Annotated in this window: 18 protein-coding genes; 9 read left to right on the top strand and 9 right to left on the bottom strand. The window is 69.3% G+C overall.

What is annotated here, in order from left to right; translation table 11 throughout:
* Nucleotides 1–67: 67 nt before the first annotated feature.
* Genes ACIP1U_RS22495 through ACIP1U_RS22485 form a run of 3 tightly spaced genes read right to left on the bottom strand, consistent with a single transcriptional unit; the run spans nt 68 to nt 2,726 of the window.
* On the bottom strand, nt 68–565 hold the full coding sequence (locus tag ACIP1U_RS22495) for a GDYXXLXY domain-containing protein (protein ID WP_400319526.1): 498 nt from the start codon (nt 563–565) through the stop codon (nt 68–70).
* A complete protein-coding gene (locus tag ACIP1U_RS22490; RefSeq protein WP_400319524.1) occupies nt 562–1,680 on the bottom strand; it encodes a DUF4401 domain-containing protein in 1,119 nt (372 codons plus the stop codon). The genes ACIP1U_RS22495 and ACIP1U_RS22490 overlap by 4 nt, the downstream gene beginning before the upstream one ends.
* Nucleotides 1,677–2,726: a DUF2157 domain-containing protein gene (locus ACIP1U_RS22485; protein WP_400319521.1), complete on the bottom strand. Its 1,050-nt coding sequence runs from the start codon at nt 2,724–2,726 to the stop codon at nt 1,677–1,679. Before ACIP1U_RS22485 ends, ACIP1U_RS22490 begins: the two co-directional genes overlap by 4 nt.
* A gap of 141 nt (nt 2,727–2,867) precedes the next feature.
* On the opposite strand from ACIP1U_RS22485, the gene ACIP1U_RS22480 reads away from it, so the two are divergent.
* A complete protein-coding gene (locus ACIP1U_RS22480; RefSeq protein WP_400319518.1) occupies nt 2,868–3,656 on the top strand; it encodes a 5'-methylthioadenosine/adenosylhomocysteine nucleosidase in 789 nt (262 codons plus the stop codon).
* Nucleotides 3,657–3,705: 49 nt separating this feature from the next.
* Here the strand turns inward: ACIP1U_RS22480 and ACIP1U_RS22475 are convergent, their stop codons facing one another.
* The gene (locus tag ACIP1U_RS22475) at nt 3,706–3,951 is read right to left on the bottom strand and encodes a hypothetical protein (RefSeq protein ID WP_400319516.1); all 246 of its coding nucleotides are present in this window, start codon (nt 3,949–3,951) and stop codon (nt 3,706–3,708) included.
* Between the two features lie 179 nt (nt 3,952–4,130).
* Between ACIP1U_RS22475 and hemA the strand changes: the two genes are divergently transcribed.
* The 6 genes from hemA (at nt 4,131) to ACIP1U_RS22445 (ending at nt 9,249) form a co-directional block, all read left to right on the top strand.
* On the top strand, nt 4,131–5,435 hold the full coding sequence (gene hemA / locus ACIP1U_RS22470; protein ID WP_400319513.1) for a glutamyl-tRNA reductase: 1,305 nt from the start codon (nt 4,131–4,133) through the stop codon (nt 5,433–5,435).
* 105 nt (nt 5,436–5,540) lie between these two features.
* Complete coding sequence (prfA, locus tag ACIP1U_RS22465) at nt 5,541–6,623, top strand: peptide chain release factor 1 (RefSeq protein ID WP_400319511.1); 1,083 nt, start codon at nt 5,541–5,543, stop codon at nt 6,621–6,623.
* Between the two features lie 190 nt (nt 6,624–6,813).
* Nucleotides 6,814–7,140 (top strand): hypothetical protein, encoded by a 327-nt coding sequence (locus tag ACIP1U_RS22460; RefSeq protein ID WP_400319508.1) that lies wholly within the window; start codon nt 6,814–6,816, stop codon nt 7,138–7,140.
* Nucleotides 7,141–7,280: 140 nt separating this feature from the next.
* Nucleotides 7,281–8,153, top strand: a complete 873-nt coding sequence (gene prmC / locus ACIP1U_RS22455; RefSeq protein ID WP_400319506.1) for a peptide chain release factor N(5)-glutamine methyltransferase — start codon at nt 7,281–7,283, stop codon at nt 8,151–8,153.
* A gap of 126 nt (nt 8,154–8,279) precedes the next feature.
* Nucleotides 8,280–8,591, top strand: a complete 312-nt coding sequence (gene grxD / locus ACIP1U_RS22450) for a Grx4 family monothiol glutaredoxin (RefSeq protein ID WP_010809878.1) — start codon at nt 8,280–8,282, stop codon at nt 8,589–8,591.
* A gap of 7 nt (nt 8,592–8,598) precedes the next feature.
* Nucleotides 8,599–9,249 carry a UbiX family flavin prenyltransferase gene (locus ACIP1U_RS22445; RefSeq protein ID WP_400319502.1) on the top strand — a complete coding sequence of 217 codons (651 nt, stop codon included), beginning with the start codon at nt 8,599–8,601 and terminating at the stop codon, nt 9,247–9,249.
* Nucleotides 9,250–9,329: 80 nt separating this feature from the next.
* Here ACIP1U_RS22445 and ACIP1U_RS22440 read toward each other — a convergent pair whose 3' ends face one another.
* From ACIP1U_RS22440 to ACIP1U_RS22430, 3 genes are all read right to left on the bottom strand, one after another.
* Nucleotides 9,330–9,575: a hypothetical protein gene (locus ACIP1U_RS22440; RefSeq protein ID WP_400319500.1), complete on the bottom strand. Its 246-nt coding sequence runs from the start codon at nt 9,573–9,575 to the stop codon at nt 9,330–9,332.
* A 137-nt stretch (nt 9,576–9,712) separates the two neighbouring features.
* Entirely contained in the window at nt 9,713–11,230 is a 1,518-nt protein-coding gene (locus tag ACIP1U_RS22435) for an aldehyde dehydrogenase family protein (protein WP_400319497.1), read from the bottom strand.
* The gene (locus ACIP1U_RS22430; protein WP_400319494.1) at nt 11,227–12,408 is read right to left on the bottom strand and encodes a saccharopine dehydrogenase C-terminal domain-containing protein; all 1,182 of its coding nucleotides are present in this window, start codon (nt 12,406–12,408) and stop codon (nt 11,227–11,229) included. Before ACIP1U_RS22430 ends, ACIP1U_RS22435 begins: the two co-directional genes overlap by 4 nt.
* A 126-nt stretch (nt 12,409–12,534) precedes the next feature.
* Between ACIP1U_RS22430 and ACIP1U_RS22425 the strand changes: the two genes are divergently transcribed.
* On the top strand, nt 12,535–12,984 hold the full coding sequence (locus tag ACIP1U_RS22425; RefSeq protein ID WP_400319491.1) for an Lrp/AsnC family transcriptional regulator: 450 nt from the start codon (nt 12,535–12,537) through the stop codon (nt 12,982–12,984).
* Between the two features lie 44 nt (nt 12,985–13,028).
* On the top strand, nt 13,029–13,838 hold the full coding sequence (gene dapB / locus ACIP1U_RS22420; RefSeq protein WP_400319488.1) for a 4-hydroxy-tetrahydrodipicolinate reductase: 810 nt from the start codon (nt 13,029–13,031) through the stop codon (nt 13,836–13,838).
* Between the two features lie 26 nt (nt 13,839–13,864).
* Here the strand turns inward: dapB and ACIP1U_RS22415 are convergent, their stop codons facing one another.
* A complete protein-coding gene (locus ACIP1U_RS22415; RefSeq protein ID WP_400319486.1) occupies nt 13,865–14,626 on the bottom strand; it encodes a hypothetical protein in 762 nt (253 codons plus the stop codon).
* A 209-nt stretch (nt 14,627–14,835) separates the two neighbouring features.
* A complete protein-coding gene (locus tag ACIP1U_RS22410; RefSeq protein ID WP_400319483.1) occupies nt 14,836–16,374 on the bottom strand; it encodes a chloride channel protein in 1,539 nt (512 codons plus the stop codon).
* Nucleotides 16,375–16,614 lie beyond the last annotated feature (240 nt).

Genomic DNA, 16,614 nt, shown 5'->3' with positions numbered 1-16,614 from the left:
CAAAAAAAGCCCGCGATCTCGCGGGTTTTTTTGCTTTCTGCTGCGCGCGGCGGAGCCGCCTGCCACTTCACAGCTTTTCCAATCCCTTCCCCCGCAGCCCCACCAGCAGCGCCTGGCCATCCGCCCCTACGCGGAACTCCCCAAACATGGCCTGGGCAAAGCGCTCGCCCTGCCCTTCCTGGAAGAAATACGCATCGGTCGACACCTGCACCTGCGCCCCGCCCCAGCGCGACCGCGCCGCCTGGAAGCGCAGCAACTGCTCGCCTACGCCCAGCGGCCCGCCGTCATGCAGCCGCACGAAGCTGGCCACGCCCCGCGCGTCGCGCCGGATCACGGCCACGCCGTCGCGCGGCGGGCGCTCCGCCGGCCCCTGCGCCGCGCGGATCTGGTTGCCGATGTCGAAGTTCAGCGTCATGTAGTCGCCCTGCATCAGCGAGCGCGGATCGACCGGCGCGAGGCGCAGCAAGACGGTGTCCCCGCGTGCCAGCAGCGTTTCCTTGCCGGCGATGCCCACGGCGGCCAGCGCCAGGGTCAGCGCCCAGGCGATCACGATCCAGCGCTTCATGCGAACTCCTTGCCGGTGCGGCCGCGGAGCAGCCAGTAACGGCCGGCCAGCAACAGCACGCCCGCCGCGGCCAGCGTGACGGACTTGGCCAGCAGGGTCCAGTGCAGCGCGCTGTAGTACCAGACAAAGCCGATGGCAATGGCGGCGACGCCCAGGCCCATCCAGGCCATGGAAGCCCGGCGCAGGGCCAGCGCCAGCGCCAGCGCGCCGGCCACGACGGCAGGCGCCGCGGCCATCAGCGCGCCAAAGGCGAGTGTGCCGGCGAGCACTGCCGCCTGCATCGCGGAGCCTGTGGCCAGCCGGCGGCATTCCGCCAGGGCAAAGCCGGCCAGCACCAGCGTCAGAAGCGCGCCACCGATCCAGTGCGCGGCCGACAGGCTGCCTGCCGCCGGATCGAACAGCCACGCCATCGGATGGCTCATCCCGGTCACCACCAGCGCCATGGCGAGCGCGGCCAGCAGCGTGGCATCGGCGAGCGGCTCCAGCAATGCATGCCGCCCCGCCGCGCACACGCGCGCTTCGGCCAGCGTGAAGCCGGCCACCAGCGCGCAGCCCAGCGGCGCCAGCCAGCCGAGCGTCCACGTCAGCGCCAGCCAGTCATGGGAGGACCCATGCGGCAGGGCAAGATGCATCGCGCCCGCCAGCCCGATCCACACGCCAAGCCCGGACAACAGCCGATGCAGCCGGTTGGGCACCAGCACCACCAGCACGCCTTCGAACAGTGCTATGCCGGCCCAGAATCCGGCGGTCTCGGTCACGCGCTTAAAGCCCAGCGCCTCAACCAATCCATACACCACCATCCCCTGCCCGCACAGGCTGACCGCCAGCGCGAACTGGCTCGCCGCGATCCCGCCGCCACGCCAGTACAGCAACGCTGCCAGCGCGATCATGGCCAGTCCGGTCACTGCCATGGCAACGCCGTTCTCACGCGCTGCCACGAACACCGTCCCGACCAGGAACATCTGGAAAAACAAGGCGCCAAGCCAGCCGGCCGCTCCCATCAGGCATCGCACCGCCCACGGCGCATGGTTGTGCTCCGGGCATTCGCCCTGCACCGCGCCGCGCGCGGCCAGCTCCAGCCAGAGCCGTTGTTCGGTCTGCAAGGTGGTGCTCATGCCTGCTCCAGTTGGGCGCGCAGTTGAGCCCGCAGTTGAGCCCGATAGGCGCGCATCAGCCACGCCGCCGCGCCGGCGGCCAGGCCGATGGTGACGAGCCCGAGCAGCAGGAATGCGCCGAAGTCGCCCTTGCCCTCGAACAACAGCTTGCCGAGGCCGGCCACTACCAGCACGATGCCAGTCAGGCAGGTCAGGCTCAGCACGACGATATCGAAGGCGCGTTGCCGGTACCACCACGCCAGCCCTGCCAGCACGGCCGCCGCAATCACGAAAGACGCCGCATCGAAGCGGCTGTCGAACAGGCTGGTCAGTCCCAGCGAGCCGGCCTGCACGCACGCCAGCGCCGCCAGCAAGCGGCTGCCGGTCTGTCCCCGAAAGCCCAGCCCAGGCGCGCGGGCGGCCAGCAGGTGCCACAGCGCCAGTTGCAGCAGCACCGCCCCCAGCAAGGCCAGGGTGGCGGTGCGCAGGTAGCGGCTGTCAAACAGCAGCGCGAACAGGCCTTCCATGCCGAAACGGATGCTGAAGTAACGCAGCAGCGCCACGTTGCCGACCACCAGCACCAGCCACCAGTGCGGCGCCGCGCGTGCCGCCAGCGCCCACGGCACCGCCAGCAGCGCCCACAACGCAAACAGCTGCCAGGCATCGGCGCCGGTCTGGTAAGTCTGGCCGATCACGGCGAGCAGCACGCCGGCCAGCACCTGCGCGCCCCCGAGCGCGGCGCGGCCGGCGGCGCCGGCGGCGGGTCGCAGCCAGGCGAACGCAGCCAGCACCGTGATGGCGGCGGCGAGCAAGCCGAATTTGGAGAACTTGTGTAGTGCTTGCCAGTTGAACGCAAAGAAGACGATCACGCCGGCGCACAGCAGCGCGGTACCCAGCGCCATCAGCGCCTGGTCGAGCCAGCGGCGCCAGTCGCCGGCGGCCGGCTCGGTGCGTGCCCAAGGGGCGGCGATCGCCTCGGCGGCCAGCCGGCCGCGTGCGCGCCAGTCGGCCAGTGCCCGGCGGATGGCGCGCCGTTCGCCGTTTGCCACGGTGGAGGTGACTTGCATGCTCGCCCTTGCGTGCCCGGATGCGTGGGACTTTAGCAAAGCGGCGCCCGGGCCGCACCCGTCTTGCGCCGCGCCGGCGCTATGCCTGGTGCATGGGCGCCGGTATGCTCTGGTTTTTCCGCCTTCCACTCTGCCTGCCCCATGACCCTGGGAATCCTTGCCGCCATCCACGATGAAGTCGACGGCCTGGTGGCCGCGATGCGCCACGACGACAGCCGCGCCACGGTACACACCATCGGCATGCGCGACTACTACGTCGGCAACCTTTACGGCCAGCCGTGCGTGCTGGTGTTGGCGCGCATGGGCAAGGTGGCAGCTTCGGCGACCACGGTCACGCTGATCCGGGAGTTCGGCGCCACCCAGGTGGTCTTTACCGGACTGGCCGGCGGCGTCGGCGCCGACACCAACGTGGGCGACATCGTCATCGCCGACCGCACCCTCCAGCACGACCTCGACGCGCGCCCGCTCTTCGGGCGCCATGAAGTGCCGCTGCTGGACCGCGCCGAATTCCCGGCCGACCCGGCACTGACCGCGGAACTGGAAGGCGCGGCCACGGATTTCCTGCGGCTCGATCTGGCCGCCGACGTGCCGCCCGAGGTGCTGGCCCGCTTCGGCGTGGCCAGGCCGGCGCTGCACAAGGGCATGATCGCCAGCGGCGACCAGTTTATCGGCGCCCCGGCCGCGGTGGCGGAACTGCGCGACCGGCTGCCAGGGCTGCTGGCGGTGGAGATGGAAGGCGCGGCGGTGGCGCAGGTGTGCCACGAATACGGGGTCCCGTACGCGGTCATGCGCACGGTTTCGGACCGGGCCGACGATACCGCCCATGTGGACTTCGCGGCATTCCTGAAGGAAGTGGCCAGCCACTACTCCAACGGCGTGCTGCGGCGGCTGCTGGCCGCGCGGGCCGAAGCGGATCCCGTGCGGACCTGACCAGGATCAAGCGGCGCGCAGATTTCCGACCGCCGCGTCAGTTCTGACGTTACCGTCTGCGCGGCCGGACCGCGCCCCACGCCCCAACCAGGATGGCGGCGCCGGCGATCACCGCCAGCCAGCTGCTGAGCTGCCCGTCGCTGAACAGGTGCAGCGCGCGGCCGCCGTAGAAAGCAGCCGCCGCGCCCGCCGCACCCAGCACCAGCGCGGCCGGCAGGGTCACGACGCGTCCTGCCGGATGCAGCCGGCGCGCCGCCAGTCCCACCAGCAAACCCACGATCAAAGTGCCCAGCATCCGCTTCTCCTGTGTAGCCTGAATCACAGCCGCCTGGATCACATCCGCGCGCCGCGCCATAACAATACTGCAAACCGGGCGCCTGCGACGCATACTGGGTATGCGCCTGCAATCTGTGGTGCCGGCGGTATAATGGCAACCGGTCCGGCCACGCTCCGGATCGTCCCTGTCCCCAACAAATGCAACTGCTCGCGATCGGCATCAACCACACGACGGCACCAGTCTCGCTGCGCGAGCGGGTGGCGTTTCCGCTCGAGCAGATCAAGCCGGCACTGGGCGCACTGCGCGAGCACCTGTCTGGCCGCAGCGGCACCGAAGCCGCCATCCTTTCCACCTGCAACCGCACCGAGATCTACTGCGCCACCGACGTCCTGAAGCCGGGGCAGGAAGGCTTCGAGCACACCCTGCGGTGGCTGTCGCAGCACCACAACGTGCCGGCCAGCGAACTGGCCCCGCACCTGTATGCGCTGCCGCAGTCCGAGGCCGTACGCCATGCCTTCCGCGTGGCCAGCGGGCTGGATTCGATGGTGCTGGGCGAAACCCAGATCCTGGGCCAGCTCAAGGATGCCGTGCGCACCGCCGGCGAGGCCGGCTCGCTGGGGACGTACCTGAACCAGCTGTTCCAGCGCACCTTCGCGGTGGCCAAGGAAGTGCGCGGCCAGACCGAGATCGGCGCGCATTCCGTGTCGATGGCCGCGGCAGCGGTGCGGCTGGCGCAACGGATTTTTGAAAGCGTCTCGACCCAGCGCGTGCTCTTTATCGGCGCGGGCGAGATGATCGAGCTGTGCGCAACGCACTTTGCCGCGCAGCAGCCGCGCCAGATCGTGGTGGCCAACCGCACCGTCGAACGCGGCGAGAAACTGGCCGAGCAGCTGTCCGGCCAGGGCCTGACCGCGCAGGCTATCCGCCTGACCGACCTCGGCGAGCGGCTGCATGAATTCGACATCGTGGTGTCGTGCACCGCCAGTTCGCTGCCGATCATCGGCCTGGGCGCGGTGGAGCGCGCCGTCAAGCGCCGCAAGCACCGCCCGATCATGATGGTCGACCTGGCCGTGCCGCGCGACGTGGAACCGGAAGTCGCGCGCCTGGACGACGTCTTCCTGTACACCGTCGACGACCTTGGCGCGATCGTGCGCGAAGGCAACGCACTGCGCCAGGCCGCGGTCGCGCAGGCCGAAGCCATTATCGAAAGCCGCGTGCAAAATTTCATGCACTGGCTGGAAACGCGCAGCGTGGTGCCGGTCATCCGCGAACTGCAGACCAGCGGCGAAGCCATCCGCCAGGCCGAACTGGAGCGCGCGCGCCGCATGCTGGCACGCGGCGACGACCCCGAGGCGGTGCTTGAAGCCCTGTCCGGCGCACTGACCCGCAAGTTCCTGCACGGCCCGACCCACGCACTGAATCACACCCAGGGCGAAGACCGCGAGGCGCTGCTGCGCCTGGTGCCGGGCCTGTTCCGCCACAGCAGCCACTCCGAGCGCTAGCCGCGCTCCTGTCTTGCCGCGCGCCGACCGCGCTGGCACGCCGCCGCCATCCCGGCAGCCCGGCCCACCGGCCTCCCCCCTTTCCCCCCTTCCCCCCGCATCCCGATGAAAGCCAGCATGCTTGCCAAGCTCGACCAACTGGCCGAGCGACTCGATGAAGTCAACGCCCTGCTCGCGCGCGAAGACGCGACCGCCAACATCGACCAGTACCGCAAGCTCAGCCGCGAACATGCCGAGCTGTCGCCGGTGGCCGAGCAGTACGGGCAATACCGCCAGGCACAGGATGACCTGGGCACCGCGCAGGCGCTGCTGGAGGACGTCGAGATGAAGGACTTCGCCGCCGACGAGATCGCCAGCGCGCGCGAGCGGCTGGATGCGCTGGAACAAAGCCTGCAACGCCTGCTGCTGCCCAAGGATCCCAACGACGACCGCAATTTGCTGCTGGAAATCCGCGCCGGCGCCGGCGGCGAGGAAAGCGCGCTGTTCGCCGCCGACCTGCTGCGGATGTACACGCGCTACGCCGAGCGCCAGCGCTGGCAGGTCGAGATCATGAGCGAGTCCGAGTCCGACCTGGGCGGCTTCCGGGAAGTCATCGTGCGGATCGCCGGCGATGCCGCGTTTTCAAAGCTGAAGTTCGAATCCGGCGGCCATCGCGTGCAACGCGTGCCCGCCACCGAGGCGCAGGGGCGCATCCACACTTCCGCCTGCACGGTGGCGGTAATGCCGGAAGCCGACGAAGTCGGCGAGGTCGAGATCAACCCGGCCGACCTGCGCATCGACACCTTCCGCGCCTCGGGCGCCGGTGGCCAGCACGTGAACAAGACCGATTCGGCCGTGCGCCTGACCCACTTGCCCACAGGCATCGTGGTCGAGTGCCAGGACGACCGCTCCCAGCACCGCAACAAGGATAAGGCCATGAAAGTGCTGGCCGCGCGCATCAAGGACATGCAGACCCGCGCCGCACAGGCGAAGGAAGCCAGCACGCGGCGCAACCTGATCGGCTCGGGCGACCGCAGCGACCGCATCCGCACCTACAACTTCCCGCAGGGCCGGGTAACCGACCACCGCATCAACCTGACGCTCTACAAGATCGACATGATCATGGACGGCGACATGGACGAGCTGCTGTCGTCGCTGGCCGCCGAGCACCAGGCAGATCAACTGGCAGCTCTCGGCGAAGACGCATAAGCGGCTCACGCGGCGCCCAGCTCCGCTTCGTGCACGAACAGCGCGTAACGTCCCACAAGACTTTGTATTTCTTGTAAATGCTTGAAACAGCACTGGTAGGGGTAAACGCGCTGTCTATAATCGATTTCGACCGGCAAACGGAGAATGGTGCCGGGTGAGTCTCTCCCAAAACATTTCCTAGGACGAAATCATGAAAAAACTGCTCGCGCTGTTGATGATCACCGCGGCCATGGCCGCTTGCAGCAAGAAGGAAGAAGCTCCTGCAGCTTCCAGCGCCGACAGCGCCATGCAAAGCGCCGCTGAATCCGCCAAGGCCGCTGCCAGCGACGCCGCCGCAGCAGCCGGCAGCGCTGCCGACGCCGCCAAGGCTGCCGCCAGCGATGCCGCTTCGAGCGCGGCGGCCGCGGCCGAGAAGGCCAAGGAAGAAGCCGGCAGCGCCATGGCCAATGCCAAGCAGGCAGCCAAGGACGCCGTCAATGCCGGCGCCGACAAGGCCAAGGACACCGTCAATAAGTAATCGTCCCGGCGGGGGCTTTATGCCGCCCGCCTCCGATGGGCGGTACACTTGGCGAAACGCCGGAAGTCCCGCCTCAAAGCCCCGCCAGGCCCTGTGCCGGTGGGGTTTTTTGTGGCCGGCAACAGAACCGTCCCTACCAGATGTCTTCCCCCAACACTGCCGCGCTGCCGGCCACGCCTACGCTGCGTGAAGCCCAGACCCTCGCCGCCATGGTGGGCCTGCCCACGCTGGAAGCGCGCATGCTGCTGACGCACGTGACCGGGCTCAGCCGCACGCAACTGATCACGCGCGATACCGACACGCTCACGCTGCCCCAGCGCGATGCCTTTGCCACGCTGCTGGCGCGGCGTCTCGCTGGCGAGCCGATGGCCTACCTGCTGGGCGAGCGCGAATTTTTCGGCCGCAAGTTCCGCGTCACGCCCGATGTGCTGATCCCTCGCCCAGACACCGAGATCGCCACCGAAGCCTCGCTGGCCCGGCTGGCCGACGTGCCCCATCCGCACGTGCTGGACCTGGGCACCGGCTCGGGCATCCTGGCCGTGACGCTGGCGCGCGAACGCACCGATGCGCAGGTATGGGCGACCGACATCTCGCCCGGCGCGCTGATGGTGGCGCAGGATAACGCCAGCGCCCTTGGCGCCGACCGTATCAACTTCCTCGTATCGGACTGGTACGCCGCGCTGCCGCCCGGGCTGCGCTTCCACCTGGTCGTCAGCAACCCGCCTTATATCGCCGCGGGCGATCCGCATTTGGCCGAAGGCGACCTGCGCTTCGAGCCCATCGATGCACTGACCGACCACGAGGACGGCCTGTCCGACCTGCGCACCATTGTCGACGGCGCGCCGCAGCGGTTGCTGCCGGGCGGCTGGCTGCTGATGGAACACGGCTTCGACCAGGCGCAGGCGACGCGCGCGCTGCTGCAGGAGGCCGGCTTCACCGACGTTTTCACCGCGCGCGACCTGGCCGGCCAGGAACGCTGCACCGGCGGACGCTGGTCTGGGGCGCAACCCTGAAGCCCGCCGGCGATTCCGGTAAAATCGCTGGCAGATTCCCGCCGCGTGGCTTGCCGCGCGGCATCCCTTTTCCCTTTCCCCCAGGCGGCGCCGGCACGGCGGCGCCATCCAACTGAAAAGCAGACCATGAGCGACGTGCAGCAAAAGATCGACCAGATCGTCAAGGGCAACCCGGTTGTCCTGTTCATGAAAGGCACCGCGCAGTTCCCGATGTGCGGCTTCTCGGGCCGCGCCATCCAGATCCTGAAGGCCTGCGGCGTCGACGCGCCGACCACGGTCAACGTGCTGGACGACGAAGGCATCCGCCAGGGCATCAAGGAATACGCCAACTGGCCGACCATCCCGCAGCTCTACGTGAACGGCGAGTTCATCGGCGGCTCGGACATCATGATGGAGATGTACCAGAACGGCGAACTGCAAACCCTGCTGAAGGGCTGAGCCCGCCATGCCCGTGGGCGCTGTCCCGCCCGCATCGGCGGGGACCGTACCGCCGCGGCGGCTGATCGTCGCGATCACGGGCGCCACCGGCGCCATCTACGGCGTGCGCCTGCTGCAGGTGCTGCAGGCGGCGCCTGGTATCGAGACCCACCTGCTGATCTCGCCGGCCGGCGTGATGAACCTGCAGCACGAGCTGGACATCGGCCGTGCCGAGGTGGAGGCGCTGGCCAGCGTCGTGCACAACGTGCGCGATATCGGCGCCACCATTGCCAGCGGCTCGTTCCGCGCACACGCGATGGTGGTGGCGCCCTGCTCCATGCGCACGCTCGCGGCGATTGCGCACGGCCTGTCCGATAACCTGATCACGCGCGCCGCCGACGTCACGCTGAAAGAGCGGCGCAAGCTGGTCTTGATGGTGCGGGAAACGCCGCTGAACCTTGCGCACCTGCGCAACATGACGGCGGTGACGGAAATGGGCGGGATCGTGTTCCCGCCAGTGCCGGGCTTCTACCAGAAGCCGCAAAGCATTGCCGAGCTGGTCGACCATACGGTCGGCCGGGTGCTGGACCTGGTCGACCTGCCCGAGATCGGCCAGACGCTCACGCCCAGCTGGGGCGGGCTCAACGCCCGGCCCGGTGACGCGGCGGGCGGCAACTGAACGCTGTTGCCGGGCTCCCCGCCGGGCTTCAATTCCTGCTGCGCTCACATCCTCCTGAACGCCACGCCATTGGCTGGCAATTACCAGTGGCGATGGCCGTGGCCATAGTGGCCGCGGCCGTAGTAGCCGCGGCCATAATAGCCGCGACCATAGTAGCCATGGCCGCCGTAGTAGTAAGGACGCGGCGCGACCACGACCGGTGCGGGGGCAACGTAGACAGGCGCCGGGCCCAGCGCTGGGCCGGCGGGGGTGGGATAGACGGCGCAGCCGCCCAGCAGGGCGACCGAGGCCGCCGCGGCAGGCAGTCCAATCGTCAGCAGTTTCATGGTGTGTTCCTAGGGGACCTCAGGGCGGAAACGGGCATGTGCCTGCCCTGCTGACGTTATACGGGCAGCATGCGTAATACGGCGTCAAAGGCGTGTAAGGCTTGTTACCGTTCCCTACGACGCCGGACGCCGCCCCCTCAGATCTCGAACCTGATCCCCTGCGCCAGCGGCAACGAGTCGCCGTAGTTGATCGTGTTGGTCGCCCGGCGCATATACCCCTTCCACGCATCCGACCCCGACTCGCGCCCGCCGCCGGTCGCCTTCTCGCCGCCGAAGGCGCCGCCGATCTCGGCGCCGCTGGTGCCGATATTGACGTTGGCGATGCCGCAGTCGCTGCCCGCCGACGACAGGAAGCGCTCGGCCTCGCGCATCGACTCGGTAAAGATGCACGACGACAGCCCGTGCGCGGCGGCATTGTTCAGCGCGATCGCCTCGTCGAAGCTGGTGTACGGCATCAGGTACAGGATCGGCGCGAAGGTCTCGGTCAGCATGGTGTCGTGCTGCACGTCGGTCATCACCAGCGCCGGCCGCACATAGCAGGCGTGCGGGAAGCGCCCGGCCAGCAGCCGTTCGCCGCCGGTGACGATATTGCCCTGCGCGCGGCACGCGGCCAGCGCATTGGCCATGGCTTCGCCCGCGGCGTTGTCGATCAGCGGCCCGATCAGCGTGCCGTCGTCGAGCGGATCGCCGACCGGCAGCCGGTCGAACACCGTGACCAGCCGGCTCGCCATGGTATCCATCAGGTCGGCATGGACGAAGCAGCGCCGCAGCGTGGTGCAACGCTGGCCCGCCGTGCCCGCCGCGGCGAAGGTGATGGCGCGGACCGCCAGCTCGATATCGGCCGACGGCGCGACGATGGCCGCGTTGTTGCCGCCCAGCTCAAGAATGCTGCGCTTGAACTGCCCGGCGCAGGCGGTGCCGACCTCGCGGCCCATGCGGGTCGAGCCGGTCGCGCTGACCAGCCGCACCGCCGGGTGTTGCACCAGGTGGTTGCCGAGCATGCGCCCCCCCGGCATCACCGCGGTGATGCCGGCATGCTGCGGCGCCGCCGCGGCCAGCACGCGCTCGAGCAGCCCGTGCGCGGCCAGCGCACATAGCGACGCCTTCTCCGACGGCTTCCACAGCACGCCGTTGCCGCATACCAGCGCCAGCGCCGCGTTCCACGCCCACACCGCCACCGGGAAATTGAAGGCCGAGATCACGCCGCACAGGCCATACGGATGCCAGGTCTCGCGCATGGCATGCTGCGGGCGCTCCGAGGCAATGGTCAGCCCATGCAGCTGGCGCGACAGGCCCACGGCGAAGTCGCAGATGTCGATCATCTCCTGCACCTCGCCCAGCCCTTCCTGCAGGATCTTGCCGGTTTCCAGCGACACCATCCGGCCGAGCGCGGGCTTGTGCTCGCGCAGCACCTCGCCGTAGCGCCGCACGATCTCGCCGCGCGCCGGCGCCGGCAGCAGCGCCCAGGTGCTCTGCGCCGCGTGCGCGCGTGCGACCAGCGCATCGGCCTGCGCCGGCGTGCAGGCGGGCACATGGCCGATGGCCTCGCCGTCGACCGGCGAGCGCACCGTCACCGCGCCGGCAGGCGTGCCGTCCTGCCATGGCCGCTGCAGCCCCAGCGAATCCCAGCAGGCTGCGAACTCTTGCGCTTTCATACGAGGGTCTCCTGCAGCGGATGCTGCGTGTAGTGGCGGCCGAAGCGGTTGCTGAGGAAGGCGTCGAGCGGCATCGCCTCCTGGCGCACGAAACCCGCCTGCGGCAGCGCGCCGCTGGCCACCATGTCCAGCGCGGTGCAGATGCCCGCCGCGGTGGTCAGCTGGATCGCATTGACGTGCCCGGCCTTGCCGTCGACCCCACCGATGCGCGCCGAGAACGCAGCCTGCGTCAGCGGCCCGCGTCCGCGCTCGCCGCCGGCCGGGTAGCCGGTAGCCGTGGCAAACACGATCACCACGTCCTGCTCGGTCACCGGGATGGCGCGGTCGAAGATCTCGCGCAGCCAGTCGCGGCGCTCGCGCAGGCGCAGGTCGTTGAGCAGCAGCTTCATCAGCGCGCAGTGGCCGGGGTAGCGGATGGACTTGTAGTCGACGTGGCGCGCGCGCCCCGCCAGCGTCTCGGGCAACGTGCCAAGGCCGCCAGATGTATTAAAGGCTTCGTACTCGATACCGTCCAGCGCGAAGCTTTCCAGCCCTTCCAGCGCCGGCAGCTCGACGCGGCGGCCGTCGACGATGGCTTCGCACGGGTTGCAGTACTCGTTGATCAGTCCCTCGGTGCTCCAGGTCAGGTTGTACTTGAGCGCGTTGCTGGGATAGCGCGGCAGCGCGCCGACCCGCATCTGCAGGTCCAGCAGCTCGCCTCCGCCACGCAGGAAGCGCCCCGCCAGGTCATGCCCGACCACGCCGATAAAGCCCGGCGCCAACCCGCACTGCGGCATCAGCACCGAGCGCGCGTTCTGCGCCAGCTGGCGGATCGCATGGGTGGCAGCCACGTCCTCGGTCAGGTCGAAGTAGTGCACGCCCAGCCGCGCGGCGACCGAGGCCACGGCAATGGCGGCGTGGAATGGCAGCGCGTTGAGCACCGCGTCGGCGCCGGCCAGCAGCGCGGCGCAGGTGCCGGGTTCGGTGGGGTCGCCGGCGCGCGCCAGCACGCCGCGCGGCAGGCCGTCGAGGCGGCGCGCGTCATGGTCGACCACGCTGACGCGGTAGTCGCCGCTGTCATGCAGCATGGCGGCAATGGTGCGGCCGATCTTGCCCGCGCCCAGCACCGTCACGTGCAGCGGGCGGTTTGCCTTGGGCAGGTCTGGAGGGGCCTGCCGGCCCAGGTTCGAGGGTTGCATGGTGTCTTAGTCCACAAGAAAGGTTGTCCCGTGACTGGAGTATGGATAGGGGCGGCAACGGAATGAAGGCACGAGAACGACGAAAACCCGCCATAATCGAACGAAGCGACGAAACTGTCCGACGTTATGACCGAACTCGACTTGACCGACCGCCACCTGCTGTCGTTGCTGCAGGCCAATGCGCGCGAAAGCGCCGCAAACCTCGCCCGGCAGCTGGGGATCGCCCGTACGACCGTGGTGGCCCGCATCGCCCGGCTGGAGCGCAGCGGCGTGATCGCCGGCTATGGCGTGCGCCTGGGGCAGAAGATGGAAGAGAACGTGATCCTGGCCTACTGCGGGTTGTCGGTGCAGCCCAAGGCCGCGCCGGCGATCCTGCGGGCGCTGCAGCGCCTGCCTGAGATCGAAGAGGTCAACTCCGTCAGCGGGCCGGTCGATTACCTGGTAGCGATCCGTTGCGACACGCACGACCGGCTGGATCGGCTGCTGGACGAGATCGGCATGCTCGACGGCGTGAACCACACCACCACATCGATCGTGCTGGCGCGCAAGCTCGACCGCCGGCGCGCTGCCGGCTGAAGCGGTATGCTCCCTGACCGAACAAGCCAAAGCGGAGATATCCAATGAGCAATCCGATCCGTGTCGCCGTGGGCGGCGTGACCGGCTGGGCCGGCGGTGAACTGGCGCGCGGCGTGGCGCATGCCCACGACATGGCGCTGGTGGCAGGCCTGTCGCGCGGCGCCGCCGGGCAGCCGCTGGCGCAGCTGACCGGCCATGCCGACACGCCGGGCGTGGCTGCCGCCAGCATCGAAGCGCTGGGGCAGACACCCTATGACGTCTATGTCGAGTACACCAAGCCGGCCGTCGCCAAGCACAACATCCTGCTGGCGCTGGCGCACGGCGCGCACGTGGTGGTGGGCACTTCGGGGCTGACCGACGAGGACTACGCCGAGATCGACGCAGCCGCGCGCAAAGCCGAGCGTGGCGTACTGGCCTGCGGCAATTTCGCCATTACCGTGGTGCTGCTGCAGAAGTTTGCGGAAATGGCGGCGCGCCATCTGGAACACTGGGAGATCATCGACTACGCCAAGGCCGGCAAAGTCGACGTGCCGTCTGGCACGGTGCGCGAGCTGGCGTACCGGCTCGGCCAGGTCAAGACCGCCGCGCAGGCGGTGCCGGTGGACCAGGTCAACGGCCCGAAGGAAACGCGCGGCGCGGCCATGTCGGGCACGCAGGTGCATGCGGTGCGGCTGCCGGGCTACCAGCTCGGCGTGGAGGTGATCTTCGGTGCCGACGGCCAGCGCCTTCACCTCAAGCACGAGGCCGGCGACGGCTCCAAGCCCTATGTCGCCGGCGCGCTTCTGGCGATCCGCAAGGTCCACACCGTGCGCGGCGTGGTGCGGGGGCTGGACAAGGTGATGGAGGGGCTGTGACGGCGGCAGGCCGTCACAGCCGCGTCCTACCAGCTGCCGGGGTTGACCGGCTTGGCAGGCGGCTTGGCGGCCGCCTTTTCTGTCTTTTCAGGCTGTTCAGGCTTTTCAGACTTTTCAGACTTGCCCTTCGCCGCCGGCGCGGACGCGGGGTTCAGCTTGCCGGCCACTTCGGCATCTTTTTCCGCCATCAGCGCGCGCGCCTGCGGCAGCAGCATCTCGATGGTGCCGGTGGCGGGGTCTTCCGGCATCGCGTACAGCTCAACCGTCAGCGGCCTCTTCATCCAGCCGGCATGGATCGTCTTGACGGTCTTGCCGGCCTTGTCGCGCATTTCTTCCGGCTCCTGGCGGAACGGCTTGCCGTACAGCGCATTGAGGCTGTCGACGGCGGCCTGCTGCGAGTTGGCCCCGGCGGTCGGCACCACCAGGCCGACCAGCGCATTGCGGTCGACAAAGGCCAGCACGTGATGGCCGTCCATGAACCCCGGGCGCTTGTCGCGCGGCACGCCCACCTGTCGCATCAGGCCGTCGCCCTTCAACTCCACGCAGAACGCGGTCACGTCGCGGCCATCGGGCGAGCGCTTGTCGGCGCAGTCCGGCAGCGCGGGCAGCGGGTTGCCGATCTCGAGCATGCCCAGCAAGGGCGACAGTGCGCTGTTCTCGGCGCTGTTGGCTGCCTTGGCGGCCTTGGATTCTGCAGGCGCGGCGGCGGGCTTGGCGGCGGGGGCGGCAATGGCGCCGGCGGCGCCCAGCAGGCCGGCGAGCGCCAGCCCGGCAACGGGAAATTTCAAATCAGACTCCTGGAAAACGGCTCCGGGTTGGAGCGCGCCCCGGCCGTGATGTTCCTCAGCGCCGGGTGCGGTACCCGTCATGCATGGCAACGGGCAAGCGGCATGGGTGCCGCGCAAGCCACCGGACGCCTGCGGATCGGGGCGAGCGCTAGCTTAACCGATCGCCCCGGCGGCTCCTGCACATGCGGCGGCATCAGGTTGCCGCCCCGTCAGGCCGGCGCCTTGCGCACCAGCGCCAGCGCCTCGCGCCGGAACGCGTGGCCGACCTGATGGTAGAACGGGTGCGGCGAAAACTGCCGCGAGATGAACGAGGCCAGCAGCGATGCGGCGAGCAGGAACACGGTCAGGTCCTGCGTGCGCGTCATCTCCATCACGATCACGCTGGCGGTGATCGGCGCCTGCGTGGCCGCGGCCAGGAACGCCGCCATCGACACCAACGCCAGCACGCGCGGCTCGGCCATGCCGGTGACAAACTGCGCCACGTTCTCGCCAATGCCCGCGCCGATGGCCAGCGCCGGCGTGAAGATCCCGCCCGGGATGCCGGCAAAGTACGACACCACCGTCGCCACCAGCTTGGCGATGCCGAACCACAGCGTGGCATGGGATTCGCCGTTGATCAGCGCCGCGGCCTGCTCGTAGCCGGTGCCGAAGGTGGCGCCCGCGGTCGCCACGCCGAGCACCGCCACCACCAGTCCGCAGCCAAACGCGACCCACACCGGATGCTGCATCGCCCAGTCACCCCAGCGCGTGGGCAGCAGCCCGGGCACGCCGCCCGCCAGTGCCTTGGCGAAGAAGCCGCCCAGCACGCCATTGAGCAGCGCGCACACCAGCACCGGGCCCCACGCGTTGCTCAGCACCAGCATCGGCACCTTGACCACGAAATACGGGTTGTTGCCCAGCACCGCCAGCGACAGGAAGCCGGCGGTCAGCACGCCCGAGAGCACCAGCCGGTCCCAACGCACCGCGGTGCCGCGTCCCAGTTCCTCGATGGCGAACACCACGCCGGCCAGCGGCGTGTTGAACGCTGCCGCCAGCCCGCCGGCCGCGCCCGCGGCGATCAGCGCATTGGGATGGAAGCCGATGCGGAAGCGCAGCTTCTCCTGGCACCAGCGGCCCCACGCCAGCATGGCGGCGGCGCCGACCTGCACCGACGGCCCCTCGCGGCCCACCGATGCGCCGGCCAGCAACGCCAGCGTGGTCAGCAACACCTTCCACATCGATTGCCGCAATGACACCAGGACCGTCTGCGCCGGACCATTGGGCGGCAGTGTGACCGCCGCGATCACCTGCGGGATGCCGCTGCCACGCGCCTGTGGCGCGAAGCGGATCGTCAGCCAGCGCAACGCGGCCAGGCCGAATGGCAGCATCACGAACGCCAGCCAGGGCGTAGCTTGAGTCAGGTGGTGGTTCCAGCGCAGCGCCACCTCGGCGATCCACGCGAACACCAGCGAGAACAGGCCGACGCAGCCCGCGCCGAACATGAACACCGTGTAGCGCAGCGTGGTGCGCGATATGCGGCCCGCCTGGCGCGACTTGCGCCACGCGGCGACGCGGGCGCGGCGGCTGATTTCGTTGATGAGGCGGGGATCGGGGGGCGGTGCGGCGGGGTCCGGCTGGGCCTGCGCGTCTGGGCGCTGCGCCGGCTCCGTGGACGACGGGTCGGCGGAATCGGGATCTTTGGGCCTGGTGGGCTCGTTGGGCTCGTTGGGCTCGCGCTCGGTCATGACACGGGGGCGTTGCTGGGGCATCCGGCGCGGCGACGGTACTTGCGAGGCCGGGATCAGCGAGAACTATACGCCCATCGTTGCGGCGTGGGCTTACCGTTGATCGGCTCGCGAGCATTTGAGCAGGCTGCCGCCCATGGTGAACGCTCCCCTCTCCCGCGAAGTGGGAGAGGGGTTGGGGGAGAGGGCCAGCGCGTCAATGAAGTGAAGCGCTATCGTGCTTGCCATGGACCTGCCCTCTCCCCCGGCCCTCTCCCGCGCGCG

Origin of the sequence: Cupriavidus sp. NPDC089707 (assembly GCF_044748965.1) — a bacterium.
Taxonomy (GTDB): domain Bacteria; phylum Pseudomonadota; class Gammaproteobacteria; order Burkholderiales; family Burkholderiaceae; genus Cupriavidus.
Note: the sequence above shows the minus strand (reverse complement) of the source record. Positions and strands in the feature narration are given on the sequence as shown.